This is a genomic window from Methanolobus sp., assembly GCF_016278385.1.
Classification (GTDB): Archaea; Halobacteriota; Methanosarcinia; order Methanosarcinales; family Methanosarcinaceae; genus Methanolobus.
Genome location: NZ_JADQBY010000032.1, coordinates 19,785 through 42,836 on the forward strand (window position 1 = coordinate 19,785; position 23,052 = coordinate 42,836).

At 37.1% G+C, this 23,052-nt stretch carries 22 protein-coding genes and 1 tRNA gene; 13 read left to right on the plus strand and 10 right to left on the minus strand.

Annotation, left to right across the window (positions count from 1 at the left end; all coding sequences use genetic code 11):
• Positions 1-46: 46 nt before the first annotated feature.
• On the minus strand, positions 47-2,386 hold the full coding sequence (locus QZZ23_RS12355; RefSeq protein ID WP_292470622.1) for a hypothetical protein: 2,340 nt from the start codon (positions 2,384-2,386) through the stop codon (positions 47-49).
• A gap of 206 nt (positions 2,387-2,592) precedes the next feature.
• On the opposite strand from QZZ23_RS12355, the gene QZZ23_RS12360 reads away from it, so the two are divergent.
• Positions 2,593-3,312 (plus strand): hypothetical protein, encoded by a 720-nt coding sequence (locus QZZ23_RS12360; RefSeq protein ID WP_292470625.1) that lies wholly within the window; start codon positions 2,593-2,595, stop codon positions 3,310-3,312.
• Between the two features lie 183 nt (positions 3,313-3,495).
• Here the strand turns inward: QZZ23_RS12360 and QZZ23_RS12365 are convergent.
• From QZZ23_RS12365 to QZZ23_RS12375, 3 genes are all read right to left on the minus strand, one after another.
• Positions 3,496-3,571: transfer RNA gene (locus tag QZZ23_RS12365), tRNA-Gln, on the minus strand.
• Between the two features lie 57 nt (positions 3,572-3,628).
• Positions 3,629-4,033 (minus strand): hypothetical protein, encoded by a 405-nt coding sequence (locus QZZ23_RS12370; protein ID WP_292470627.1) that lies wholly within the window; start codon positions 4,031-4,033, stop codon positions 3,629-3,631.
• 36 nt (positions 4,034-4,069) lie between these two features.
• Positions 4,070-4,393 carry a DUF2551 domain-containing protein gene (locus QZZ23_RS12375; RefSeq protein WP_292470628.1) on the minus strand — a complete coding sequence of 108 codons (324 nt, stop codon included), beginning with the start codon at positions 4,391-4,393 and terminating at the stop codon, positions 4,070-4,072.
• Positions 4,394-4,549: 156 nt separating this feature from the next.
• On the opposite strand from QZZ23_RS12375, the gene QZZ23_RS12380 reads away from it, so the two are divergent.
• The 9 genes from QZZ23_RS12380 to QZZ23_RS12420 all read left to right on the plus strand — a co-directional run bounded on the left by QZZ23_RS12380 (position 4,550) and on the right by QZZ23_RS12420 (position 16,234).
• Positions 4,550-4,999: a hypothetical protein gene (locus QZZ23_RS12380; RefSeq protein WP_292470630.1), complete on the plus strand. Its 450-nt coding sequence runs from the start codon at positions 4,550-4,552 to the stop codon at positions 4,997-4,999.
• Between the two features lie 3,473 nt (positions 5,000-8,472).
• Positions 8,473-9,594: an MFS transporter gene (locus tag QZZ23_RS12385; protein ID WP_292470633.1), complete on the plus strand. Its 1,122-nt coding sequence runs from the start codon at positions 8,473-8,475 to the stop codon at positions 9,592-9,594.
• A gap of 577 nt (positions 9,595-10,171) precedes the next feature.
• On the plus strand, positions 10,172-11,659 hold the full coding sequence (locus QZZ23_RS12390; RefSeq protein WP_292470636.1) for a sulfatase-like hydrolase/transferase: 1,488 nt from the start codon (positions 10,172-10,174) through the stop codon (positions 11,657-11,659).
• Positions 11,660-12,030: 371 nt separating this feature from the next.
• Complete coding sequence (locus QZZ23_RS12395) at positions 12,031-12,255, plus strand: sulfurtransferase TusA family protein (protein ID WP_292470638.1); 225 nt, start codon at positions 12,031-12,033, stop codon at positions 12,253-12,255.
• A 35-nt stretch (positions 12,256-12,290) separates the two neighbouring features.
• Positions 12,291-12,710, plus strand: coding sequence for a DsrE/DsrF/DrsH-like family protein (locus tag QZZ23_RS12400; protein WP_292470640.1), 420 nt, complete (start codon positions 12,291-12,293; stop codon positions 12,708-12,710).
• A 65-nt stretch (positions 12,711-12,775) separates the two neighbouring features.
• Positions 12,776-13,942, plus strand: coding sequence for a cysteine desulfurase family protein (locus QZZ23_RS12405; RefSeq protein ID WP_292470642.1), 1,167 nt, complete (start codon positions 12,776-12,778; stop codon positions 13,940-13,942).
• Positions 13,943-13,951: 9 nt separating this feature from the next.
• A complete protein-coding gene (locus QZZ23_RS12410; protein ID WP_292470645.1) occupies positions 13,952-14,587 on the plus strand; it encodes an iron-sulfur cluster assembly scaffold protein in 636 nt (211 codons plus the stop codon).
• A gap of 200 nt (positions 14,588-14,787) precedes the next feature.
• A complete protein-coding gene (locus QZZ23_RS12415; RefSeq protein ID WP_292470647.1) occupies positions 14,788-14,997 on the plus strand; it encodes a hypothetical protein in 210 nt (69 codons plus the stop codon).
• 193 nt (positions 14,998-15,190) lie between these two features.
• Entirely contained in the window at positions 15,191-16,234 is a 1,044-nt protein-coding gene (locus QZZ23_RS12420) for a lysylphosphatidylglycerol synthase transmembrane domain-containing protein (protein ID WP_292470650.1), read from the plus strand.
• Here QZZ23_RS12420 and QZZ23_RS12425 read toward each other — a convergent pair.
• Positions 16,227-16,400, minus strand: a complete 174-nt coding sequence (locus tag QZZ23_RS12425) for a hypothetical protein (RefSeq protein WP_292470652.1) — start codon at positions 16,398-16,400, stop codon at positions 16,227-16,229. The genes QZZ23_RS12420 and QZZ23_RS12425 overlap by 8 nt on opposite strands.
• Positions 16,401-16,546: 146 nt before the next feature.
• Complete coding sequence (locus QZZ23_RS12430) at positions 16,547-17,014, minus strand: hydrolase (protein WP_292470654.1); 468 nt, start codon at positions 17,012-17,014, stop codon at positions 16,547-16,549.
• A 153-nt stretch (positions 17,015-17,167) separates the two neighbouring features.
• Between QZZ23_RS12430 and QZZ23_RS12435 the strand changes: the two genes are divergently transcribed.
• The 3 genes from QZZ23_RS12435 (at position 17,168) to QZZ23_RS12445 (ending at position 19,515) form a co-directional block, all read left to right on the plus strand.
• Entirely contained in the window at positions 17,168-17,704 is a 537-nt protein-coding gene (locus QZZ23_RS12435) for a DUF2284 domain-containing protein (protein ID WP_292470657.1), read from the plus strand.
• A 27-nt stretch (positions 17,705-17,731) separates the two neighbouring features.
• Complete coding sequence (locus QZZ23_RS12440) at positions 17,732-18,529, plus strand: ribonuclease III domain-containing protein (protein ID WP_292470660.1); 798 nt, start codon at positions 17,732-17,734, stop codon at positions 18,527-18,529.
• A 440-nt stretch (positions 18,530-18,969) separates the two neighbouring features.
• The gene (locus QZZ23_RS12445; RefSeq protein WP_292470662.1) at positions 18,970-19,515 is read left to right on the plus strand and encodes a carbonate dehydratase; all 546 of its coding nucleotides are present in this window, start codon (positions 18,970-18,972) and stop codon (positions 19,513-19,515) included.
• 43 nt (positions 19,516-19,558) lie between these two features.
• On the opposite strand, the gene QZZ23_RS12450 is transcribed toward QZZ23_RS12445, so the two are convergent.
• The 4 genes from QZZ23_RS12450 to QZZ23_RS12465 all read right to left on the minus strand — a co-directional run bounded on the left by QZZ23_RS12450 (position 19,559) and on the right by QZZ23_RS12465 (position 22,501).
• The gene (locus QZZ23_RS12450; protein ID WP_292470664.1) at positions 19,559-19,837 is read right to left on the minus strand and encodes a sugar-specific transcriptional regulator TrmB; all 279 of its coding nucleotides are present in this window, start codon (positions 19,835-19,837) and stop codon (positions 19,559-19,561) included.
• A gap of 192 nt (positions 19,838-20,029) precedes the next feature.
• On the minus strand, positions 20,030-21,394 hold the full coding sequence (locus QZZ23_RS12455; RefSeq protein WP_292470666.1) for a serpin family protein: 1,365 nt from the start codon (positions 21,392-21,394) through the stop codon (positions 20,030-20,032).
• 128 nt (positions 21,395-21,522) lie between these two features.
• Positions 21,523-22,032, minus strand: a complete 510-nt coding sequence (locus tag QZZ23_RS12460; protein ID WP_292470668.1) for a dihydrofolate reductase family protein — start codon at positions 22,030-22,032, stop codon at positions 21,523-21,525.
• 40 nt (positions 22,033-22,072) lie between these two features.
• Entirely contained in the window at positions 22,073-22,501 is a 429-nt protein-coding gene (locus QZZ23_RS12465; protein ID WP_292470670.1) for a hypothetical protein, read from the minus strand.
• Positions 22,502-23,052: the final 551 nt, after the last annotated feature.

The following is a 23,052-nucleotide window of genomic DNA, read 5'->3' on the forward strand; positions in this document are numbered from 1 at the left end:
TATCATGTCTTGTTTTAATCGATAATATTGCGCCAGTATTATAGAATCAGGTAGTGAGTCTTTTATACAGCATCGGGAGCGTCTCTGGAAGTGAACTGGCATCATCTATTATTGCGTATTCAGAATCAGAGAATATATTATCAAGATACTTGCCGGGATCTGGATCAACGGTTATGCAAAAGAAATGTATTCCTTTAGCATTGCCTTCACTTATTGCTATTCTGGTATCCTCTTCAGCAATGCTTCCTTTGTATGCACTTTCTCCCCGGGAGCTATCGAAGGGCTCACCATCTGATAATAGTACCATTATCTTTGTTTTTGCAGCTACCCTGTCAAGTTTCCTGATCGAATGCCTGATGGCGGGCCCCAGCCTTGTGTTGGATACCGGTTCCAGCAGACTTATCCTGCGTGCAACGTCGTCCGACAGTTCTTCATCGAACTCTTTTATGACAAAATACTCAACATCATCTCTTGTCTGGCCGGAAAATGCGTAGATGGCATACTTGTCACCTATGCTTTCAAGAGCCTGTATCATGATGATAAGCGAGTCTTTTTCGACATCCAATATACTCTTTTCCTCATAGCCCACCATCGTATGGGTAGAATAGCTGACATCTACAAGGAAAAGAGTTGCAACATCCCTTTCGTGTTTGTCCCATCTGAGGTAGAGACCGTCATCGGGATTTATCCCGCATCTCTTCTGCATCAGGGCATCGATGAAGGCGTCAATATCGATTTCAGTTCCATCGGTCTGTTCCTTCATCCTGTGGAATGCTTCCGGCTTCATCCTGTGGAATACCTGCTTGATCAGAGTTATCTCGTTCCTGTATTGTTTTGATGCATCCTTGTAATAATCACTGGATATTCCAAAAGGCTCGATCTCGTTGATCGTACACCAATCCGCTTTATAATCATTGATTAAAGCATCCCATTCTTCATACATGTAACTGCCCAGTATTTTCCAGTTCTTGCCCGTAGCATAGGTGGGCTGACATTTGATCTTTTCTTCTTGTGGCCTTTCTTCCTCTGCTGTCAGCTCCACTTCACTTTCGGGAATGAAATTCCTGATAACATTTTCATATGATCTGGAGGAAAGAGGTTTCTTCTTCCCATACGCTTCGATACTCACCCCACGGTAATCTATGTTTTTCAGCACTTCATACTCCTTTTGGCTTAACGGACCCAAATGTTCATCAAGCATCGTATATATCCTGAAGGTCGTATCAAGGGAATCAATGACAGATGATTCTTTAAGGAAGATCCTGTCCTTTAGCAGAATCCTTACCTGGTCCAGAAGAGCCTTTGTCCCTTCACCAATATTGTAAACCGGATCATGTCCGATCGAGACCCACAGAAGTGCTTCCATGAACTTTTCAAGGTTACCTTTCGGGGCAGACCTTGTCAGAAGCATCTGGTATCTTATCCTCTCAAGGTCTTTGCGAACTCCCCTGTAGCTTTCCATTATCCTGTATTCTACCCTGGCATCCTCCAGAATGCCGAGTATTGTCCCTGCTAGTGCTTTGTTGGGAAACAGAGCTATGATGTCAACTATATCAATAATACCCTCAGGTTGCAGCGCTGATAGATAAGATATTTTCTTTATGGTTGCATACCTTCTTCTGATATCTGCCATCAATCCGGTTGCTACATCATGTTCTAGCTTATGAGAACTGAACTTTACATGACCAACTTCATGCATTATACTCAGCTTGTATATCTTGAAGTTATCTTCAAAATCATCGTATTTCTTAATCCGGGGTGCAAGATAGATGGTTTTGCCTGCAATCACAGGATTTATACCACCCGTTTCTTCATCTATCGGTAATATCCTTCTGGAAAGGATTTTAAAATTGACACCTGACAACCCAAAAGCATAGTATCTGAGGACGTTTACGACCTCATTGAGTGCTACAGACCCCTTAAGCCGTTCAATCGATTCTTTTGAGCTTTCAGACTTCAGGGAAAAATAAGATTTTCCAAGAGATGGATTTTCTTCAAAGACACCTATGCCGTTCAGGGCCCACTCTTCCAGTTCACTGACCTCCAGATCCTTTAAGAGTGGAGCTGAATAGGAAAAGTAATCAATTGCCAGGTTCTTGTCCTGGTCAAATATCTTTATCCCGGTACCTGCCCATTTCCTGATTCCTTCAGGCCCTGTATTTTCTGCTGCATGGGGAAGATTCTCAAAGAAAACTCCTGCAAGCGTCCAGTCTTTATCAAGCAGCATGCAGGCAGTTCTGAGAAGATCAGCATGATGTGATGGGCTACTCTTTTTCAGAACACTTGAGAAATTATTGTGATAATTTCTTCCAAAGAACCTGGATTCTATAAGTTCGATTAGCTCCTCATCTGTGGGATCTTTATGTTCGGTGGTATTGTTTGCCAAAATATCTCTTCACTCCACAGATTCATTTGTGTCCAAAATTTAAGCTATTACTAACTTCTTCTCATACTGGCATTTAAAGGTACGCTAAATTTATTATACTTCATTGTTTTATGCCAAAATTAATGTACTCTTCTTTCCAAAGTTACTATTAAATCAGCGACACCTCTGTGAAAATATATATAATTTAAAGGCTAAGAGAACACCTGATGGCCGAAGAAAATAACGACCTCAGAACAACGATTTACTCTTTACAGAATGAAACGATTGAACTATTGTACAATGCTCAAAAAGAAACAAAAGCCAATGTCAGAGAAATCAACACTCATCTTGGAAGTATTATTCCTTCTGCCAGTCGGCAGTCTTTGTTCCTATTTCCTTTCACTGACTCGGTGAACTTGAATCAGACAATAAACGCTATCAAGGAAATATTCTTAAATCAAATAATTCATATTGAAAGCAATAATTATCCTAAGATCTCTGTCGACTATGACAGCATTCTGAGTTTTATTGAAACAATGGAAACCTATGATGCCTTCGAGATAGCTGAACACATCAAAACCGAGTATTTCCAAAACGATGGTCACATTCTAAAAAGGATTAAAAGCGATTGCAGGCGTCTTATTCCTATCAGCTGTGTTTCTTCCTCTGAAGTATTAGAAACAAGAAACAGAACTGTCATTAAATTAAGATCATTAAAAAATACCGAACAATCACTCAGTTGCCTTGAAAGTCTCGGGAAGCTTGTTGAAATAACTCTGAACACTACACCTCCCTCAAAAGCAAAAGGAATAAAGATAACTCCGGGCCAATCCTATATTGATGATAAAATAAAACTCTATTATTTTAAAAATGGAAATATTCGTCTTACATTGAATAACCCAGAGAACACTGAAAAACTAATTCATGCACTTGAGATTCCATATTAACTCTTTTTTTACATCGTGGTGATGTAATATGGCACGTGTGGTTGGATTGTTGTATTTTCTGTGTTCTGAAGTCTGGTTAATGATAATTCCAATTGGCAGGCAAGTCTAAAAATACTAAATAACATTACTCTGCAGGACACTAAAATAAGATTAAAAATCGAAGAAAACGCTGCAAAAATATTTTGGTAGCCCGGCACGGATTCGAACCGAGGTTGCGGGATCCAGAGTCCTGCATGATTGACCACTACACTACCGGGCTACGGTGAATGCATCTCCTTAATTGTAAAGGTTAGATATTAAGATATCGGTTGGAGGTTTATTCCAGGCTTTCTGGATTTTCATTAAGGATAGCAGTCCACCACCATCTTGCCATGTCAACAAGATCTTTACTGAACTGTCCTGAGAGGCGATACTCCTGATTTTTATGAGAAATGAGGCCTGCACCCAGCAATTTGTTTCGCATAGAGTAGAAAGAAGCGCGACCGATATCGAGTTCCTGAAGCAGGCTTTCCCATTCGCTGGTTTTGATAGGGTTACCACTTTTCTGGCGATCTTCAACCATCATCAGGAATTTCTGGCCTCTGACAGCAGTTGCCTCTTCCTGGAAAAGTCGCCTCATCAGGTTGTAATATGGGTCCCTGGAGTGAGTAATGCGAGAATTGGCATCTGAACGTACCACTAGTGTAGTAGATGTTCGCGGTGCATTTTTTACGATAGACATTTAAAATCGAGGCCTAAGTAATATTAACATCAATTATCAGCAGTTGGTAGCCGATGACTTTGATTCCAGTGCAGATTTAATCATGTCTACATATTCTTCTTTTAAAGAATAAACTATAGGAGTCTTGTAAGACTCTTTGTAAGACCTGAGTACACCTAACTTTGAATAGATGTAGCCTACCATTGACGCGACTGCACTGCGTGAAATATCATACTTTTGTGTGATGTTTGCATGCAGTTCATCAACTGTCGTCTCTTTCACATTTAAGAACAGAGATAGAATATGACTGCGGAGACCATTGCAATCAAGTTCAATAAACTTTTGCAATCTTCGTTTTATTTTTGCGCGAATTGAGTCCATTATTTCACCTCATATATAGCACAACCTTTTATATGAACTTCAATCTATATATATGTTTTTAAAATATTATAGGATGATGGAATTAATAGCTCATCAATGTAAAATGACTAATATGATAAATGCATTCTTTAGCATCTCAGTTTTTTCGGTGACTATATGGAGATCAGGTACGATATTGAGAATAGTGTAATACAGGTTGATGGCGTTGATTTATATGCTCATACCCTAGATAAAAACTTCATTGGTGTTTGTAGTAATTGTAACTCAGACGTAAATAGTTTGAGCTATCACTCATATGAAAGTGGTATGATAGTAGCTGCAAGATGCAGCTTGTGCGACACAATTTTCGCAATAATGTATGATGAGAACTGGAAATGGAAGGGAGAAGAAACTATCTCGAAGTTCTTTAACCTCAAAAGCAGTAATGACCTTCGAAATCTCGAAGGCATTGACAGGAAAAAGCTGTCCACCATCTTTACACCAGCAGAAACAACCTCCATGTATGCGAAAGCACGTGGTGAAAAATATATCCGCCAATATCTTTATAGGGCCAGAAAAAAGTATAACGATTTTGAAGAATTATTCGGCATCCAGATTAATATCTAAAAATATCTCAATTCTTTAAAACAATACTTCCATATATTATTAATACAATAGTTTAACTTTAATAGTATGTGTAATTGCGCTAAATCATTTTCGGGGTATCAGTTGCACACTTCTAATAAAACAACATAGTCGATATTATTATATGCGTGTTTTTATAATATTATTTTAATTTCAAATCTGTATGGTTGCAATGAAAAATAAGTGCAAAAAAACTAGCACCTTTTTATTAAAAAGTGTCATGGACTATCTAAACTCGTACTGAAATATATGATTGAATTTATGAGTACATAACTATCACAAGTCAATTGTGTTGTTATTCTTTCATGATTACATGTATATCAGGGCTACAGTTTGTGATTTTCAGCAAACCATGTCACAAAGTATATATAGCACCATTTGCATACAAAATGTAAGAGGGACATACCCAAATATCCTGATCAGGGCGAAATACCACCAAAATTAGCCAATATTATATTTGTACCACCATCATTTGCTCCCTCAATTGCCCTGTCAGGATTCATTTTATGTATTTTACTCTTAATTTGGATTAGCTTGTAATCCTAATAAATCAATAATATTCCTTACTTATGAGTTTATCCATCATAAAGAGAATGAAGCGGCGTAATTATATGATTAAACGAACATTAGTTCATATAACATAGAGATAATATAATTATAAAGTAACAATTGCATATTTAAAGTGTAATGCCCCTCGTTGCCCACGAGACCTCCTCGATATATACCAACCCTGACATGCTCCTATCCGACAACTTTTACTATTCTCCTAACGGCATTTTAACCTGCATAGGTATTTTTCCGTATCTGCATAAATGCATATGAATCAAAATTAGAAAGTTACTAACTGGATACATAATCTAAATAAATAACCCATTTCATTACTATGGGAATTTATGACTCAATATTTTTAATTCTTCCCATGGACACTTTATATTTAATTCAAGGCTTGCAATCTATTAAAGATATGAGTGCAATTTTCTGTACTAGATTGCTGCTAATACTTGTTAGCCAAAGTATAAATATTAATAAACTATATTGTATCTATGTGTGTTTGAGTTTTTTTATTGTGTGTATCAAAACTAATAGGGCCATTCTTTTTTTAATTTGGCATATGGCTCTATTAGGCAACTTTCTTTAATCTTCCGACGGTATTCTAACCTATTTGGCCTTTTTTTCACTTCTATATAAACGCATATATCAGAAAGTTACAAAGTAAGGCTATTTTTGCCTAATTGTGTTAATAAACCTAAATTCATGACGGGCAAAATAAGATAGATTCACCTAAATAGGACATCTATAACTAAATAGTTGCGTAATTACTTTGCAACAGGAGATGCAGACAATGCAGGAAATTGAAACTCTGATTTTATCTTTAACCACAGTGCAAGTTTACTAATTAATGCATCTGTCTGGTATAAGTTAGGAAGTATTGAAAAACAGGTAAAAAGCTGCGAAAACTTCAAAGTGTCTCCAAAATAGCAGAATGTAACTATATTTAGTTACATTTTCTTTGCTTTTTCTATATACTTTAGTGTAATCTTTGATGTAACAATATTTAGTTACGTTTATTATTTACAAAGTAATAAATGTAAAATATTATTAACGTATATTTATAAAAACATACTTAATCAAATCGTTGTTTTCGCAAGTATACGAACTAACTAGATGATTTTGCCGATTTAGTGAACAAAACAGATGATATGTAATAAAATAATAATCTGATATTATTCACAGTAATATGTATTAAATTATTTAGTAAGTGTGCCTAGTTTGAACACACTTAAATTAGCCTATATTTATATAATAGTTTTAGACACGTTTAGTCTATAGGTCGGGCGTTGAAAAGTGCAACATAAAACTAACGTCAATAATATAAAAAGTGACTCTATTTTAGACCACATTTTAATTTAATTTTGAATGAGCTATTGAGAACTTCCTAAAAATAATATCTGATCTTTCATGACTTCAAGTGTCAAAATATCAGAATATGCTTATTCCTATAGTATATATGTATGAAATAGGTGATCTTTCAATATTGGCAAAAAGGGTATGTTTTTCTAAAACTAGTCATTCCATAGTATATAGGAATACATGTGTTCTGACTTACACCACTACGATGATCTGCATGAAAATACTACTAATCGTTATACCCTATAATCAACATGAGTTATTCTTATAGTCATTGTAATTACATGGGTTGCATTTTTGTTAGTTAATTGGATAATGAGTACTGAAAAATGATTGCTTTTTCCTGGAGTGAACAAACTTGAACTGAAACGATGAACATTTGCAATAAAATAATATAGTTAGGACACGTTTCAAACTGTCGCTATTATTAAGGCGAGTTTCAAAAATATTATGAGGTTACTTGCAGTGAAAGTTTATATTCAATACTAAAAAAAGTATACTGTTACAAAATTATAAGGCTATTTTTATTTAATTATATTCTACATACAAAGGCTAGACTAAATGACCTGCAAAATATAATATAAAAATAGACTAATAAAAAAGATACTTATTCTTATTTTTTATAATTCGAATAAGTAAATTAGGTATATACATGATATTATTATAACAGATTCTTTGAAGTACATATCACACAATATAACGGTTAGCAGTTGCAAATCTCATTTCACAACTATTCACAAAGCATATACTATAGTATATAATAATTAATTTCAAGCTATAATTGTTGAAAACGTATGAAATTTCGATTACATTAATACTTTATGGCCTTACCACTCCGCAATTAAAAATTATTTCCCCCGTAAAATAGAACCAAACATTATTTAGTATTGGCTTCATTGTTTTTCCCTATCAGGAAAATCATTGCTTTTACATCACAACTCAAGTTAAATCATTTCTGTTAAAATAATCAATAAAGAAAAAGGCCTAATAACGCTTATTTTTAAAATAAACCCCGGAAGAAATCCTGCAATCTTAAATTCAAAGGATTTTAAAGCATATCGCTCTAAAAATGTGAATAAAATATAGAACAAAGGTTTAATAGGTTTTCTTTTGATGATTTTCCCGAGTGAAATCCCTCCGATTGTACAACTAATAATCAATACTAGTTGGACGATACTGCCATAAAAAATTTATAATCAATCATACTTATATAGTCAATTAAGATTAAAGGGCACAGAATAGTAGGATCCTCCAATTTTAATGGAATGGAACTTTTAGTTGGATCAAGTACCTTATATTTAATTGTTCTCGCAATTATCTATGTAATAGCACAGATTATGCGAGTGTACAAGGGCACCAAATGACCTCTAAATACTTTTGTTTTTATAAATGGAGCATGAAACCCTGAGGCTTAGCTTCACATTAAATCAAAGATTTAATGAGAGTTCCATTTATGTTAAATGGAACACAGAGGATACAAGTGCCTAACACTCAAAAAAAGCATATATATTGTGTGGTATATGTAAGTACCTATATCGGTGGCCCTTATGGATAAGAAAAGAATTTTGATATACTCTACAGTTTTTCTCATTATGGGACTATCAAACTCTGTTATTCCAGTCCTGCCGGAGATTGCAGCAGGCAGTTTTGTAACATCAGGAAGCTTCTCATATACATTGCTCTTTTCCGGATACTTCATAGGAGCTTTGCTCACTATGATACCGTTCGGGTACATGGCAGACATATATGATAGCATAAAGATCATCGTTTTTGCCATCGCGCTCACATTCTTTGCAGGAACGATACTGACACTCACCGGGAATATCTACTTGCTTATCGCTGCCAGACTCATCGAAGGCATTGCTTGTGGTGCATTTTTTCCTCCTGCCTATTCAATAATGGCGGGTTTTCATGAAAAGAACCGGTATATTGGAGAGTTTAATTTTCTATTAAACGCAGGACTTGCTGTGGGGGTTCTTTCATCCGGCTTCCTGGCTGCATGGTCAATAAGAGGAGGAATTATCCTATTCACCGGCCTGTCTTTATTAACACTGGCTATCGGTGCATCTGTAATGTTTACGGGAAAAGAGCCAACAAAAATGAGAGTTAAGAAAATATCACCTATTCTTGAAGCCAGGAATGTAGTCAGTAAATTGTTTAATATCAAATTTATGCGCATATGGATAACTGCATTCCTTATTTTTGGAATCACAGGAGTTATGCTTGTCTTTTATTCAGAATACAGCAAGGACATGCTGAGCAAACCGGAACTTGGACTTGCTATCGCTATCCTTTATGCTAGTTCTATGATTACCAATATTGTTATTGGAAGAATGAACCTGGGTTTTAAAAAGATGATTTTTTCAGGGATCCTGCTGGCAGCAGCCGGCGTAGTAATCTCTTTAAAGTCCCCTTTCTTAGGTTTTGCACTGCTTGGCATCGGCTCAGGAACAGGAATGATAGGACTCCCCATAGCTGTTTCACACATGCCTTTTGACAGAGGTCTTGCCATGGGGATCTTCAATACATATACTTATGCAGGACTCGCATTCATGCCCATTATTGCAGGATTATTTGTTGATATGGGTTACCAGGCAGTGTTTATCTTAAGTGCTGTTTTTATGGTTCTGTCGCTTTTTTTGAAGGATGGAGTGGAAAGTGAGGAGTGAATGTTGAGGGAGGGTGTAGACTTGCCACAGCCCACCCTTATGGTATTCTACAAATTAAGGTTTGTTTAACGGAGTGAAAATAATCAGACTAGTTGAAGAAAAATTGTTTTAATAGAAAGTACATCTGTAATTGATCTTTATCAAACTTACAAGGCATACATCTACTATAAAATTAGACAGTACAGATTATTCAACTTTACTTACTGTATTATTTCAGGTAGTTTTATCTTGCTATTTCATATTTAGTACCTCTACACAAACGAAACTAAATATTATTATATAAATATAGTTAAATTTAATTAACTATATTACTATTAGTATACATATTTATCATATGTTTTTCAGTATGTTGCACTTGTAACTAAATATAATTACACATAAATATATAGTAAAGTATATGTTAATTTTGAGGTATGTGTAACTAAATGCAATTACATATACTTGCCTCGATTAAAAATGAGAGTTAAATTGTCCAAATCAAAAATAGATCAAATAAGTTAGATTTAACCCTCATCATTTTATAAAAAGTAGATTCAAATAGAAACTTTATTATGTCAACCGCCTGTTTCATAAAGTAATGACAGCCGGTAAAAACGTAATGAAGCATAAATGCCCCGGAAATAAAAGGCATAACAAGTACAAGCGCACTGCTTTTCAGTTCTCCATACTATTCTTTTTGCTCTTGTTCCTGATTCCAGCCTGCGGTGCAAACGAGGTCGCAGAAATTAATCCAGTAAACACACCGCAAGGTGCTGTTATTCTCATTGTTGATGGACTCAGTTCCTGTTATGTATATCCGGAGTATACACCTTATGCTATTGATGGCAGTGTGCTGGATAAAGCTGAGCCTGAAAATATATTACAGATATTCGATCAGAGTTGCAGAGTACTGGATGTGACTGCCCCGCAGACGTTCACAGAAGGAGGACATTCTGTGATCGCAACAGGGTATTCGAAAGCGGATAGTCTACTGGTGGGTTCTTTTGGGACAACAGTATACGATGTAGCACATGATAATGGATACCTCACTTTTGCTATCATGGAGAAAGGAGATTCTTCAGGTATGCGCAGCAAGCAGAATGTAATAGTCCATGATGCTGAGAACTCAATTACAGAACCGGAAATGCTCATAGAGACTAACATGCTTTCAGGAGATGGAAAGAGTATATCCCTTGAAGTTGCAGACCTGATACAGGGGCATTCAATTGAACTGCAGGAGCAGTTGGATAAACATCCTGATGGTTCACAGGATAAATATGACACCTATGACATATGGGCTATTGATACTGCAATTGACATCATCGATCATATGGAAAAGGAGTACCCGGAGCAACATTATATCCTCACCATAAACGTAGGGGGTGTAGATTCTGCAGGACACTACAAAAAAGATAGTGGATACATTGCAACCATCGAAGGTATAGATAATGCAACAATGGACCTATATGAAACATGCTTGGAGAACGACATGGCATTCATACTTACAGGCGACCACGGAATGGCATTTCCCACAGCAGATTCTCGTGGAGGACATCAATCTGACAAGTATTCCGTAATGACGGAATCCCAGAAAGTTCCCTTAGTTATTGCAGCAAAAGATGTAAACACAGGAGTAATAGAAGGGAAATTTGGGCAGGAAGATATTGCACCCACAATACTTGAAGTCCTGAACTTACCCGGAAAACTGAGAGCTGCAGATGGTACAGCGATTCCTGTCAAAGACTATGTGAACTTGAAGGTCAATGTTCCCGAAGAAGGAGAACTCATTCTTATGAGAAACAATGAGATTCTTTTTGAAAACACAATACAAGAAGATATCTCATTTATGGGTCTTGAACCGGATATAGATTATATTCTAAAATATGTATCGTCATCAGATTCAGATGATGAGATCGAGAAACTCATAAATGTAGAATCAAGCACGATCGTAGATATGTTCACTTCATCAAAACAATCCACACACGGTGAATCCTATCAAAATCCACGTTATATTGTAGGGGGAACTCTTATTGGAGTGGTAAATCTTGCCGGACTGATACTTATACGTAAAGTATTGAAAGAATAGTATTCGTTGATTCATTAATTTATTAATTCGCCAATCCATTGATCAATAACTAAAAAACAACCAATAAGGTCGGATGGCTTTGTGCCACAAAGACTTACATACTTTTCTTAAAAGAACAGACGATATTTTCAGGAAAGACTCCTTCCTTTTCTTTCATCTCCAGAATATATAGGTAACCCCAATGTTGCTGCATTTTCTGCATTAAAAGACAAAGAACTATCCATTTTTGTCTTTGGAAAAACAGAAAATGATAGCTAGTACTCATTCACAATAAATTTTAATTCACAATTGTTAAATATGTGAAACTCATAGTCTTAGTTGTTAGGGAACATTTAAGTTATCCAGTACCAGATATAGATACGGGGAATCATATGACTGAAACGAATATTGATGTTAGAGGACAAACTTGTCCAGTCCCTCTTGTGGAGTGCCGTAAAGCTGTTAAAAAAGCTGCGCCTGGCGATGAAATTGTCATACTTGGCACCCATCCAGCTTCCAAAAAAGAGATACCAATGGCATGTGAGGCAATGGGACTTGAAGTTGTGAATGTAGAAGAAAATACTGACAAAGAATGGAAGATACGTATCAAGAAATGAAACATAATATGTGATACATTAAGTGGGGACTGAATATGACAGATAAGGCTGTAATAGTGGTCCATAGTGGGGACCTTGATAAAATATACAGTGCAATGATAGTTGCAAACGGCGCACTTTCAATGGGAATGGATGCTTCCCTCTTCTTTACGTTCTGGGGCCTTCAGTGCCTGAAGAAGAACGGACTGGATAAAGGCCCGCTTTCCAGGATGAATTTGTTGGGACTGGGTAAGTGGATGGTCAAAAGCAGGATGAAAAAAGCCAACGTTGTTTCTCTTGAGAAACTGATGGAAGACTACAAAGAACTTGGCGGAAAGGTTATTGCCTGCGAGATGACCATGGAAATTATGGGAATAAAACCTGAGCAACTTAACCTTGAATGGATAGATGAATATGGGGCAGTAGGCACTTACATAATGGAAGCAAAAGATGCTAAGATAACACTTTTCATATGATTTCTAATTTCATATTTAACTTAAACTTAACTTTTAAATATATAACAATTTCAGAGGAGTAACAGATGTTCGACAAAATGATATATCTCGATAATTCCGCCAGTACCCGATTGGATGAAAAGGTAATGGACGCAATGAAACCTTACTACTTTGATACCTATGCGGTAGCTACATCCGAATTCGGTTATTCCATGGGTATTGAAGCTAAAGAAGGGCTAGAAGAAGCCAGAGAAACCATTGCATCCTCCATTGGTGCCTCTGCAGAGGAAATCGTATTCACATCCGGCGATACAGAAGCAAGTAACATGGCTATCAAAGGTGTTCTAGCTGCTTTAAAGAAAAAGAAAGGAGAGCACATCGTCGTATCTAAAATTGAAGATTTTTCCGTCCTGAACACGGCAAAGAACCTTGAAAAACTGGGATATGGTGTTGATTACATTAGTGTCAATGCAGAAGGAATTGTAGATCTTGATGAACTTAAAAGCAAGATACGTGATGACACTGTCCTTGTGTCCATTCAGCATGCAAACCAGGAAATTGGTACCCTTCAGGATCTCGACTCAATTGCAAAAATATGCAAGGAAAAAGATGTACTGTTTCATACTGATGCCACACACAGTTACGCGCGGGTTCCAATAGATGTATCAAAAACACCGGTAGACCTGATATCAATGTCAGCTCATACAATTCACGGTCCAAGAGGTGTCGGTGCATTGTATGTCCGCAAAGGCACACCTCTTGATAAATGGATGGATGGAGGATTCCAGGAAACAAATCGCCGTGGAGGACTTGAGAACATTCCAGGAGCTGTAGGTTTTGCAAAGGCAGTTGAACTTGCAACTGAAAAAGAGACTGAGTTCCTTGTATCACTCAGGGATTATACCATCAAAAGAGTATTTGAAGAAATACCTCATGTAACCCTTAACGGATGTAAAACGCAGAGAACTCCCCAAAATGCAAATATCACATTCCATTATGTAGAGGGTGAATCAATGACTTTGCATCTTGATATGAGAGGGTTTGCAGTGAGTACCGGATCAGCTTGCTTTAGCCGTTCACTTGAAGCCAGCCATGTGATACTTGGCATTGGTGGTGATCATGAAAGAGCACACGGTTCCATCAGGTTCACATTCGGACGCTATAACAGCATGGAAGACGTGGACGCAGTTGTAGAGGCAATTAAGGAAATTGTAAGCCAGCTAAGGGCAATCAGTCCCCTGTTTAATAAATGAGGTGAGAAAATGAAATTCCCATATACTGAGAAAGTGCTTGAACACTTTAAGAATCCCCGAAATGTCGGGAAAATGGAAAATCCTGATGGTAAGGGACTGGAAGGCAGTCCTGCATGTGGAGACATGGTTGCCGTTTACTTACAGGTTGACCCGGATACACATATAATTGAGGATATCAAATTTGAATCATACGGTTGTGCCTCCAACATTGCTACTGCTTCCATAATAACAGAACTTGCAAAAGGCAAGACCATTGAGGAAGCAAAGAAGATATCATGGCAGGAAGCCACAGATCAGCTTGGAGGACTGCCACCTGTAAAAGCACACTGTTCCGTGCTTGCGGTCGAAGGTCTGAGAGCCGCTATCCGTGACTATGAGGAAAAGCACGGTCTTGTAACCGAACAGGAACCTACCACCGTAGATGTTATCAGAAGCAGGTTGAAGCATGTCATGAACCCAATGGCCGGACTTGACATTGTCAGAACCGAACTTGTAACAAAGATGGAGATTAATGATGGTGTTGTAAGGATACTTATCGATCTGCCATCTAATCACCAATTTGCAACAAACATCAAAGAAGAGGTTCTCGAGAAGATCGAATCCCTCTGGGATGTTAAAGAGGTCAACGTTGTCTTTACTGAGTAAAGAAAAAATAAGTGGTGTCTTTCTCACCACTTTACCTCTCAATTTATTTAAATTTAACTTTTTTCTTTTAATTGGTCAATATATTTATGTTAATCATTATCAAATTCTAACTAAACAGTTGGCTCATAAAATAGATTCTAAATTTCCATATTATATTGTAAAAATTAGATTATATAAGATTCGATTAAATGTTAATTTTAGTGGGTGAAAAGATGAGTTTTAACAGTTGGGCAAATTCTATATTGAAAAAAACTACGTGGGTAGATATGGCACTAATAAAAATCAGTGCTGCAGCCTTTGCTTTAATGGTAGCAAAACTATGGGAGCCATTACTTCGTTTAGATTGGTATTGGTATGCTTTCATTTTTGTGCTGGCTGCAATAAAACCAGCGTATAAAGCATTAAAATAAAACCATTTGGTTTAATTATGCAAAATGAGTTTTTAAACCAGCTTAAAAACTTTCTTTTTACAGCCAGGGTTTTTTAGCTCCAATACATTATCAGAGGGCTTTATTAAACTTGTATTTATATAAGGGCTAATGTTAGTGATTATGTGCCCATATAGCATAGTTATGAATGCAACGATTGAAGGACGTTCTTTAAATGAATAAACCTATAAATAATTCAATCAATTCATCAACTCCAAAATTGAGATTGACAAATCGCCATCTATTACAGCTTCTATTACTTGGGTTGGCAGTACATATCATCTTGCCCCAGTTTGCTACTTTAGGAAATTCATTGCAAGTTATCCGTACAATGGTATTATGGGCTGTACTTCTTGCTGTAGGCGCTCAGATATTGAGTTACTTTGGTAGTGGTTATCTTTTGAAAGAAACTGTTGCTATCGTAGGTCAACGTTTGTCGATAATATGGGCTATAATTATCTACCTCGCAGCTTCCAGTATTGGACTTATCGCTGGAGGAATGGTTGGCAATGCAGCATCCACTTATAAATGGATGCGAAAAATGGGTATTCGTGAAGATGGAGCAGTGCTGGCAGGAACTCTCCCTTCTTTTTACAACAATGTTCTATTGCTTTTTTTATCTATTTTCGGCATGATTCACTTGCTTCTAGTTCATCAACTTTCCGTCTCGCAATCAATTATCTTCATTCTTATACTTTCAATAATAGGGTTATGTGCAGGCTTTGTTATTTTTGGTTATAGCCGTCGTCAACAATTCACTCTAATTTTGATAGGATTCACAAATCGTTTGGCACGTCTGAGTCGTAAGCCTTACACACCAAGTACAACTGAAGATGCAGTCTCAAAGATGTTTGGTTCTATGGAGGTGTTACGCAGTGGTGGCTGGCGTGGTCCGGCAGTAGGCGCGGTTATGAATACAGGGTTTGATATGATGACTCTGTATTTCCTCTTTCTGGCAGCCGGTCATAGTGTGAGTCTTGGAGTACTATTGACCGGATATGGTCTTCCCTTACTGTTTGGTAAGATGGCTTTTTTTGTTCCAGGTGGTGTTGGGGTTGTAGAGGGCACAATGGCCGCAATTTATAGTGGACTTGGTGTTCAGTCTTCTATTATGGTTGTGGTTATCCTTGTCTATAGGGTGATTTCATTCTGGTTACCATCATTGCTAGGATTTCCACTGGCAGCTTATCTTCAGCATTCAAATAATCATTTTAAATAAAAATCCTATCCGACCTTGCTGTTTCTTCTATTGATAGCTCAGCAGTCGATTGTTTATTAGTTTCGTTGAGAACTAGAGGTCCTGTGCTTTGATCGGCTGATGGTTCAGTTATATTTACAGGCGTTTCAGCTATAATTTCTGGTACAATTGCAGGTAATATTGTCATTGACTGAAAAATAGTATATTTACCTTATCAATATATTTTAATACTGTTATCACAAGGAAAAGGAATGTGCCTATAAGGAAAAACATGTATTTACTGTACTGAGTAAAGGCAACTTTTAGCTATCTTCTTTTTTATTTTATTATCCTTCACTTGATCTCGGCTATGATCACAACGTAGTTCTTACCATATTTCTTTGCACATTTCGGGCAGGTCGTATACCACATGAACCATTTGACAATCTCATGACCTTGTTCCTTTGCATATACCTCAAAGTCATCAGACCACTTTTTAGTATCCTTGAACGGACCTTCATAGACCTTGCTCAGAAATCTCCCGCTCAAGGTTACATTCTCTGCATCGGGAAGTTCCTTATCAACTGCAAGATACACATCCATATTCCATTTTGAGGTATGGTCGGAAAGACAAAGATAGTCCGGGATGTTTACTTCGGCTTCACGCACTTTCCTGTCAAGTTTTTTCATCACTCCGCCAAAGTTGACCGGCATATAGAATAATGTCAGAACCTTATCTTTGACGAATCTCTTGTTCTCCCATTCAATTACTTTTTCATCCCACGGCGTAGGATCGAATTTCGGACAGCATTCTTCTTCCACGGATATCACCCCTTTAAGTTAATTAATTGTCTGACATATAAGTATAAAAGTTCACCGAAAAGCTCGTCGAAAGTAGCATTTCCAGCTATTACAAGAAAAGTAAATGCTTCGATTCGACTGTTTTTTAAACAATCGGCCCCCTTAATAGATAAGATGACAAAGGAAATCCAGTCAGTTATCAATAAAGCAGAAAAACTTGGACTTGCAGCTTACATGCTAGAAGCATCCGATATTGATGTCGAGAACAGATCCAGACTCAAATGTGCCTATGGATGCAGAGGCTATGAAAAACGCCTGAGCTGTCCTCCACATATCCTTTCTGTTGATGAGTTCAGGAAAATGCTAACTGAATACAGCACTGCAATCCTGTTAATTGAAGAACATGATACTTCCGGCGAAAAGGACATATTTAATGCCTGGTCCAGACTGCGTAAAGGATCTTTTCATAAAATGCTGGACATAGAATATTTTGCATTCAGGAATGGATTCACTTTCACCCAGTTACTCAGGCCCGGTGCCTGTAATGAATGTGATATCTGCGGAGAAACATGCAATAAGCCGGAACTGAGACGTTTCCCTCCTGAAGCCGTAGGAATAAACCTGTCCAAGCTAATGGAAAAAAAAGGATTGCAAATAGAATACTGCAATTTTGACCGGGTCAAATGTATAGGGATATTGCTTCTGGACTAATTTTCAACAGAAATAGGTGGGTAAAAAATGAGAGTTAATCCGAATCTGAGTGTAAATGAAAATGATCTGAAAGAATTCCAGGATATCATAGGATTCCAGTTCAATGACACCAGCTACCTTATACAGGCTTTGTTGCACGGCTCACTTTTTAGCGGGGACAAAGAAAAGTTGAGTGCTTTTAGGAAAGCCAATAATCTTGAAAACAAGGACTATGAGAAACTTGAGTATCTGGGAGATTCGGTACTGGGTATGATAATTGCCGAATATGCATACCATGACAGTAAAATTAACGAATATGCAAAAGCAAATAGTCTTACAATTGAGGGTGTTTCAACAAAGATCAGGACGATTCTTGCTTCAAACGAAGGACTAAAACCCGTAGCCAGAAAAATAAAACTCTCAAGATTTGTGCTCTCAGATGGGCATGTAAATATCAACGGTAAACTATCTGATATTATGGAAGCACTAATCGGTGCCATATATATTGACGGAGGATCTTTTATTGATTCTCAAACCAATATAATCAGATATGATAATAACTATTCTGTTGTTAGGGATTTTGTTTACAAGTTCTTTGATATAGACGGTGCCTTGGAAAAGGTCCCCGCTTTAAATCCTAAAGGAATTATACAGGAAATGTTCCACAAGAATGGGCTTGGAAATCCATGTTATATGGTTATTGAGGAAGAAGGACCTGACCATGAAAAACAATTTACTATAGGTCTTTATGTTGGTGACATGTTACTGGCAAAAGGTTCGGGCAACAGTAAAAGCAAAGCAGAGAAGGCTGCGGCAGATCTATATCTGAGCTGCCTTGAAAAATAATGCACCCAATAGCTTCAGATTTTTAAAAACAAATTGAATTTCATTTTTACTTTGTAATTAGAAGGAAAAACCCCATTATCACTGATATGGTGTTGACAAGCACCAATGCATTATCATTAATTATAAATCCGTGCACCAGCTACAGCACTATGCATGATATGTAATATATCAGAATTAAAAGTGAGACATCTTTTGTTAAGTGAGTTTTAAGAGCTTTTTATAATTGTTGATCCGGAAAATAAATATTTATGATGACTCTATGTTCTTCAGGAATTAAACCTGCCTTTTATAAAAATCACAAGTTAATTGAATAATAAATATATTTAGATTATGCCTTTTTTATCAATAACTTTAAATAACTTCTCATATATTATCATATATAGTGACATCTGAGGTTATCCTTCAGAAAATCAAGCTCATATTATAAGGCGGTAATAAAAATGCTCTATCCAAATCCCCAAAACCAACATCCAAAGATCAGCGAAAATGCATGGATATCTGAAACTGCGATCATTGTAGGAGATGTAACAATTGGAGATAATGTGTTTGTAGCTCACAACGCTATCATTAGAGCAGATGAACCCGGTTCTTCAGTTACAATAGGAGATAACTGTAATGTGCAGGATAATGTGATAATTCACGCATTGTCTAATTCTGAGGTTAAAATAGAAAACGATACTTCACTTGCACATGGATGCATCGTTCATGGACCATGCACGCTGGGACAGGGATGTTTTGTCGGATTCGGCACTGTGGTATTTGACTGCAATATCGGAGACGATGTACTTGTTCTGCATAATGCTACGGTCCGTGCTGTAGATATACCTTCAGGAAAGGTCGTGTTCGATGGGCAGGTTATTACAAAGCAGGATGATGTGGAAAAACTTGATGAAATAACACCTGATCTTGCTAAGTTCAAGAATTCTGTTATTAATGCAAATATCAAACTTGTTGATGGTTATAAAGATCTCGCACAAGAAGCCTAATTAAAAAATAACAGATTAGAAGAAAATGATGGAAACATGTCACTCAGATAAATTTTCCATCCATTTTTTCCATGACTGTTTTTCCCATGTCTGTAAGGACATATTTTTTCCATGTGGTTTTGGTAGGGGTCAGACATTCTATAAGATCCCTGTCTTCAAATTCCTTCAAGGCATGACTGATGTTCTGGGTTGACCTTTGCGTTTCCTGGGCTACTTCCGAAGCTTTGGTTATCATGTGTTTTTTCATGTATTCCATCAGAATGAGGCGACGGTCAACACTTACAATCCATCTTATATGTTCATCGATTAAGTCTTCTGTCATGATCTTTCCATCTCATTATAATGCGGGAAACGTCTGAATACCCTTTTTTAGTTATAGATGGTGTTATTTACTGCAGATTACTATATAATTAATTCTGTATTCTTTGGGTCCAAAAGTAGGTAAGATTGACAATCGTTTTAAGGCCACATATCTTTAGAAAATAGAAAAGAGTAGATGCCAATCGACATTTCTTCAATACTCAGGAGTTTCAACTTTTCCCATGAAGAGAATACAACCGGTTCTCTTGTCTTCTATGAAGAACATGAAAGGATGATCTGCCTTGAATTCCACTACCTTCACCTCTGGTGGTTCTACCATTGATGCCGTTTCATATATAATTGCAGTTGCTGCCGCTGCTTCAGTGCCTTCTTCCTGCACATCGATAAATGCCTGATGAATTACTGCACTCAACTTTAAACCATAACCTTCCGGCACTTTCCGGACATCGTATATATATCGGAAATCGGCTGAATCCGTAAACGCATCTACAATTCCCATATTGCTCAATTGTTCTGAAAGTTCGGTCTCTTTATCAAATGTGAATTTTGGTAACCAGAGATGCACCTCATTTATTGAATTCATAGATGATTTAAGGTTATTGTATTCAGAGAGTGAGAACCTGTTTTCAAAATCTGAAATGTTGTTTTCCCGGGGAAGAACAATATACATAGACAGATAACGACCTTCGTAGGGAAGTTCTACAATTTGTTCATTACTATTTTCAGCATAACTGTACCCCTGCATCGTTGAATACATCGTGTCTACAGAATTTATGTTTCCATTTGAAGAATAGAACTGCTCTTTTTTGGTATTCCGCGGATCAAATTGTTCGGACCATTTTCCTTTGAAGTAAATTGCATTTGTGATTATCATCTCAGTATCTGAGCTTATTGAATCTGCCGGGACCAAATCTTTGATTTTGTTATTGGTCTTTTCTTCAACCCATCCATTAATGATAGCAACGGACTGCTTCGATTCACCTGCAAAATCAAGGTCCCTTATATTTCCACTGTAATATGTCTCCAAGTTACTCACAAACTGCGTATTCAACGGGTATTTTTCCTGTACCCAGAGAGCATTTGCAGTTTTCAGATCATACTGGTCATTAGCTGAATTAATTGTATCCATCATTTCTTTTGAACTTACTTCAAGGACAGGCTTACTGAGTGGATAGTAAAGAACATTCGATATCTGTTCTTTTGTAGAGCCTTCGGCACCGTCATAACAAATAGCCATTGCAGTGAATATGCTGTAAGGTGAAAAGAAAGCGTTCATGTCCTTGCTCTTAATATTAGCATACATGTCAAAAGCAAAGGCATTATTCGCACTTGCAATATCGTAATTAGCTGTTGATGTTGCATTTGTCAGATAGTTGTAGTTTACAGTTTCCGGCTCTGCAGAATTTGCACTTGTGTCTGCATCTGTAGAAATAAGATGACTTGTGTTTGTGGTATTGCCCATGTCGACATTTGTGCCTGAATCAGTACCTATGCATCCAACACCGAATAAGAGTAACATACAAAACATTACTATTAGTATAAGTTTAGTTTTCTTCATAAAATAGCGTCGATGTTATTGTACTTAGCACTTATCCTCAAATAAAAAGCAGGTGGGGAACATATGAAAAAGTGCGGTTAAATTGTATTTTACTCCGTCGTTCTCTGTCGCCCCTGTTATTTTGATTATCAGTGCACTTTGTATATAAGCTCAACAAGCCCTGAACTATATTCCTGTGTTCCTTTTAGCTCCAGCTTTATGCTCTTTTTTATGTCTCTGAAGAGTGGTATCCCCTTACCGAGTATTATAGGCTGCATCGTTATCCTGAACTCGTTGATAAGTCCTTTGTTGAGAAGCGGGAAAATGATGGAAGCGCCACCCAAAACCCATATTGCCCCTCCGGTTCCAAGTGCCAGGTTTTCGGTGGCACCAACAAGATCGTCGGAAAATATGACCCTCTCATCCTCAGGGTACGGATGTTGCTTTGTGAATACATAGCACTCTTTATCTTCATAAGGCCATTTACCAAAGCTCAATACCTGCTCATAGGTCTTATGACCCATAAGTATTATTTCCACTTCATTAAGGAAAGCGTCAAAATCGTATTGATCATCCTGTAGCAACCAGTCAACTTTTCCGTCCTCTGCTGCTATAAAGCCATCAAGGCTGCATGTTATTAATAATATTACATCTTTCATTTTACCCACTCCTGTCCATTAACTGTGATACTCTGGATTATCAGGTCAATACATATGGAAACTCAATTATCTTCCATTCATCTTCCTGTTTTACCAGTTCTATCTGTTTTGTGACTGCCTCAAATTCCGGCTCAACCTCAATGAGGTTTTTAAGTGAGAATTTGACAGCCACAGAGGATTCATTCACCAGCACATCAACCACTGCTATGTCCTCATCAATGTATTCTTTAGTTACTTCTATGAACTCATACTTGTCAGGATTCACATCCCTGCAGATATCTATAAAATCTGCAAGACCGGTTTTCCCTTTGAAGTCTGATGACATCAGATCATAACATGTGTCATAGTTCCCTTCATCAAACTGTGAGGCAAAGTTCTGCACAGTCTTTGTGGGACTGCTGCCAATACCTGCACATCCGGCAGTCAGGACAACTGCCAGCAACATGATTGCTATTATCGCTTTTTTCATAAACCACACCCCTTTTTAGTTACTATTTTGTTATTATTTAGTTGGCATACTCACTTTCAATTTGTTCTTTTTTGTATAAAGATTCAATTGTAAGCTGCAATGTCTGATGCACGCCTGTTATCAAACAAGAGTTTTTGATGGTCATGTTCATTGGTGAGAGTCAAAGTTAAAATGATATTTACAAAAATAGCAGTGGCACATTCTTAGAAAAAAGAACACCGCCATCAAATCAGATAGAATTTATCTGATGCAATGTTCATACATTTAACCAATTCAGGCAACTTTCTTAAATGGAATCAATAAGCTAAGGGTTAGGGAGATGCAGTCCGGGCACTGAAACCTTACCACTATTTTTTAGTCGATGAATCACGCAATTTCAAGACCTTTCACCGGTTAATGGTATGGGAATAACGCCATTATTATAGAAAAAATAAAATTGTAATTGCATTAAAATTTAAGTCGACGTTACTTGATATACCTTGCCAGCATAGTAGTTATTGGGTACAATAAACTAACTTTGGGGAGTGGGTTTATAGTACATTGACCTTGTA

Bases quoted from the DNA above. Each gene is read 5' to 3' on its own strand.
- QZZ23_RS12380 (WP_292470630.1), top strand. From the start codon at position 4,550: ATGGAGATCAGGTACGATATTGAGAATAGTGTAATACAGGTTGATGGC.
- QZZ23_RS12375 (WP_292470628.1), bottom strand. From the start codon at position 4,393: ATGGACTCAATTCGCGCAAAAATAAAACGAAGATTGCAAAAGTTTATT.
- QZZ23_RS12460 (WP_292470668.1), bottom strand. From the start codon at position 22,032: ATGAAAGATGTAATATTATTAATAACATGCAGCCTTGATGGCTTTATA.
- QZZ23_RS12405 (WP_292470642.1), top strand. From the start codon at position 12,776: ATGTTCGACAAAATGATATATCTCGATAATTCCGCCAGTACCCGATTG.
- QZZ23_RS12390 (WP_292470636.1), top strand. From the start codon at position 10,172: ATGACAGCCGGTAAAAACGTAATGAAGCATAAATGCCCCGGAAATAAA.
- QZZ23_RS12385 (WP_292470633.1), top strand. From the start codon at position 8,473: ATGGATAAGAAAAGAATTTTGATATACTCTACAGTTTTTCTCATTATG.
- QZZ23_RS12410 (WP_292470645.1), top strand. From the start codon at position 13,952: ATGAAATTCCCATATACTGAGAAAGTGCTTGAACACTTTAAGAATCCC.
- QZZ23_RS12435 (WP_292470657.1), top strand. From the start codon at position 17,168: ATGACAAAGGAAATCCAGTCAGTTATCAATAAAGCAGAAAAACTTGGA.
- QZZ23_RS12455 (WP_292470666.1), bottom strand. From the start codon at position 21,394: ATGAAGAAAACTAAACTTATACTAATAGTAATGTTTTGTATGTTACTC.
- QZZ23_RS12420 (WP_292470650.1), top strand. From the start codon at position 15,191: ATGAATAAACCTATAAATAATTCAATCAATTCATCAACTCCAAAATTG.
- QZZ23_RS12425 (WP_292470652.1), bottom strand. From the start codon at position 16,400: ATGACAATATTACCTGCAATTGTACCAGAAATTATAGCTGAAACGCCT.
- QZZ23_RS12440 (WP_292470660.1), top strand. From the start codon at position 17,732: ATGAGAGTTAATCCGAATCTGAGTGTAAATGAAAATGATCTGAAAGAA.
- QZZ23_RS12450 (WP_292470664.1), bottom strand. From the start codon at position 19,837: ATGACAGAAGACTTAATCGATGAACATATAAGATGGATTGTAAGTGTT.
- QZZ23_RS12445 (WP_292470662.1), top strand. From the start codon at position 18,970: ATGCTCTATCCAAATCCCCAAAACCAACATCCAAAGATCAGCGAAAAT.
- QZZ23_RS12465 (WP_292470670.1), bottom strand. From the start codon at position 22,501: ATGAAAAAAGCGATAATAGCAATCATGTTGCTGGCAGTTGTCCTGACT.
- QZZ23_RS12360 (WP_292470625.1), top strand. From the start codon at position 2,593: ATGGCCGAAGAAAATAACGACCTCAGAACAACGATTTACTCTTTACAG.
- QZZ23_RS12395 (WP_292470638.1), top strand. From the start codon at position 12,031: ATGACTGAAACGAATATTGATGTTAGAGGACAAACTTGTCCAGTCCCT.
- QZZ23_RS12400 (WP_292470640.1), top strand. From the start codon at position 12,291: ATGACAGATAAGGCTGTAATAGTGGTCCATAGTGGGGACCTTGATAAA.
- QZZ23_RS12370 (WP_292470627.1), bottom strand. From the start codon at position 4,033: ATGTCTATCGTAAAAAATGCACCGCGAACATCTACTACACTAGTGGTA.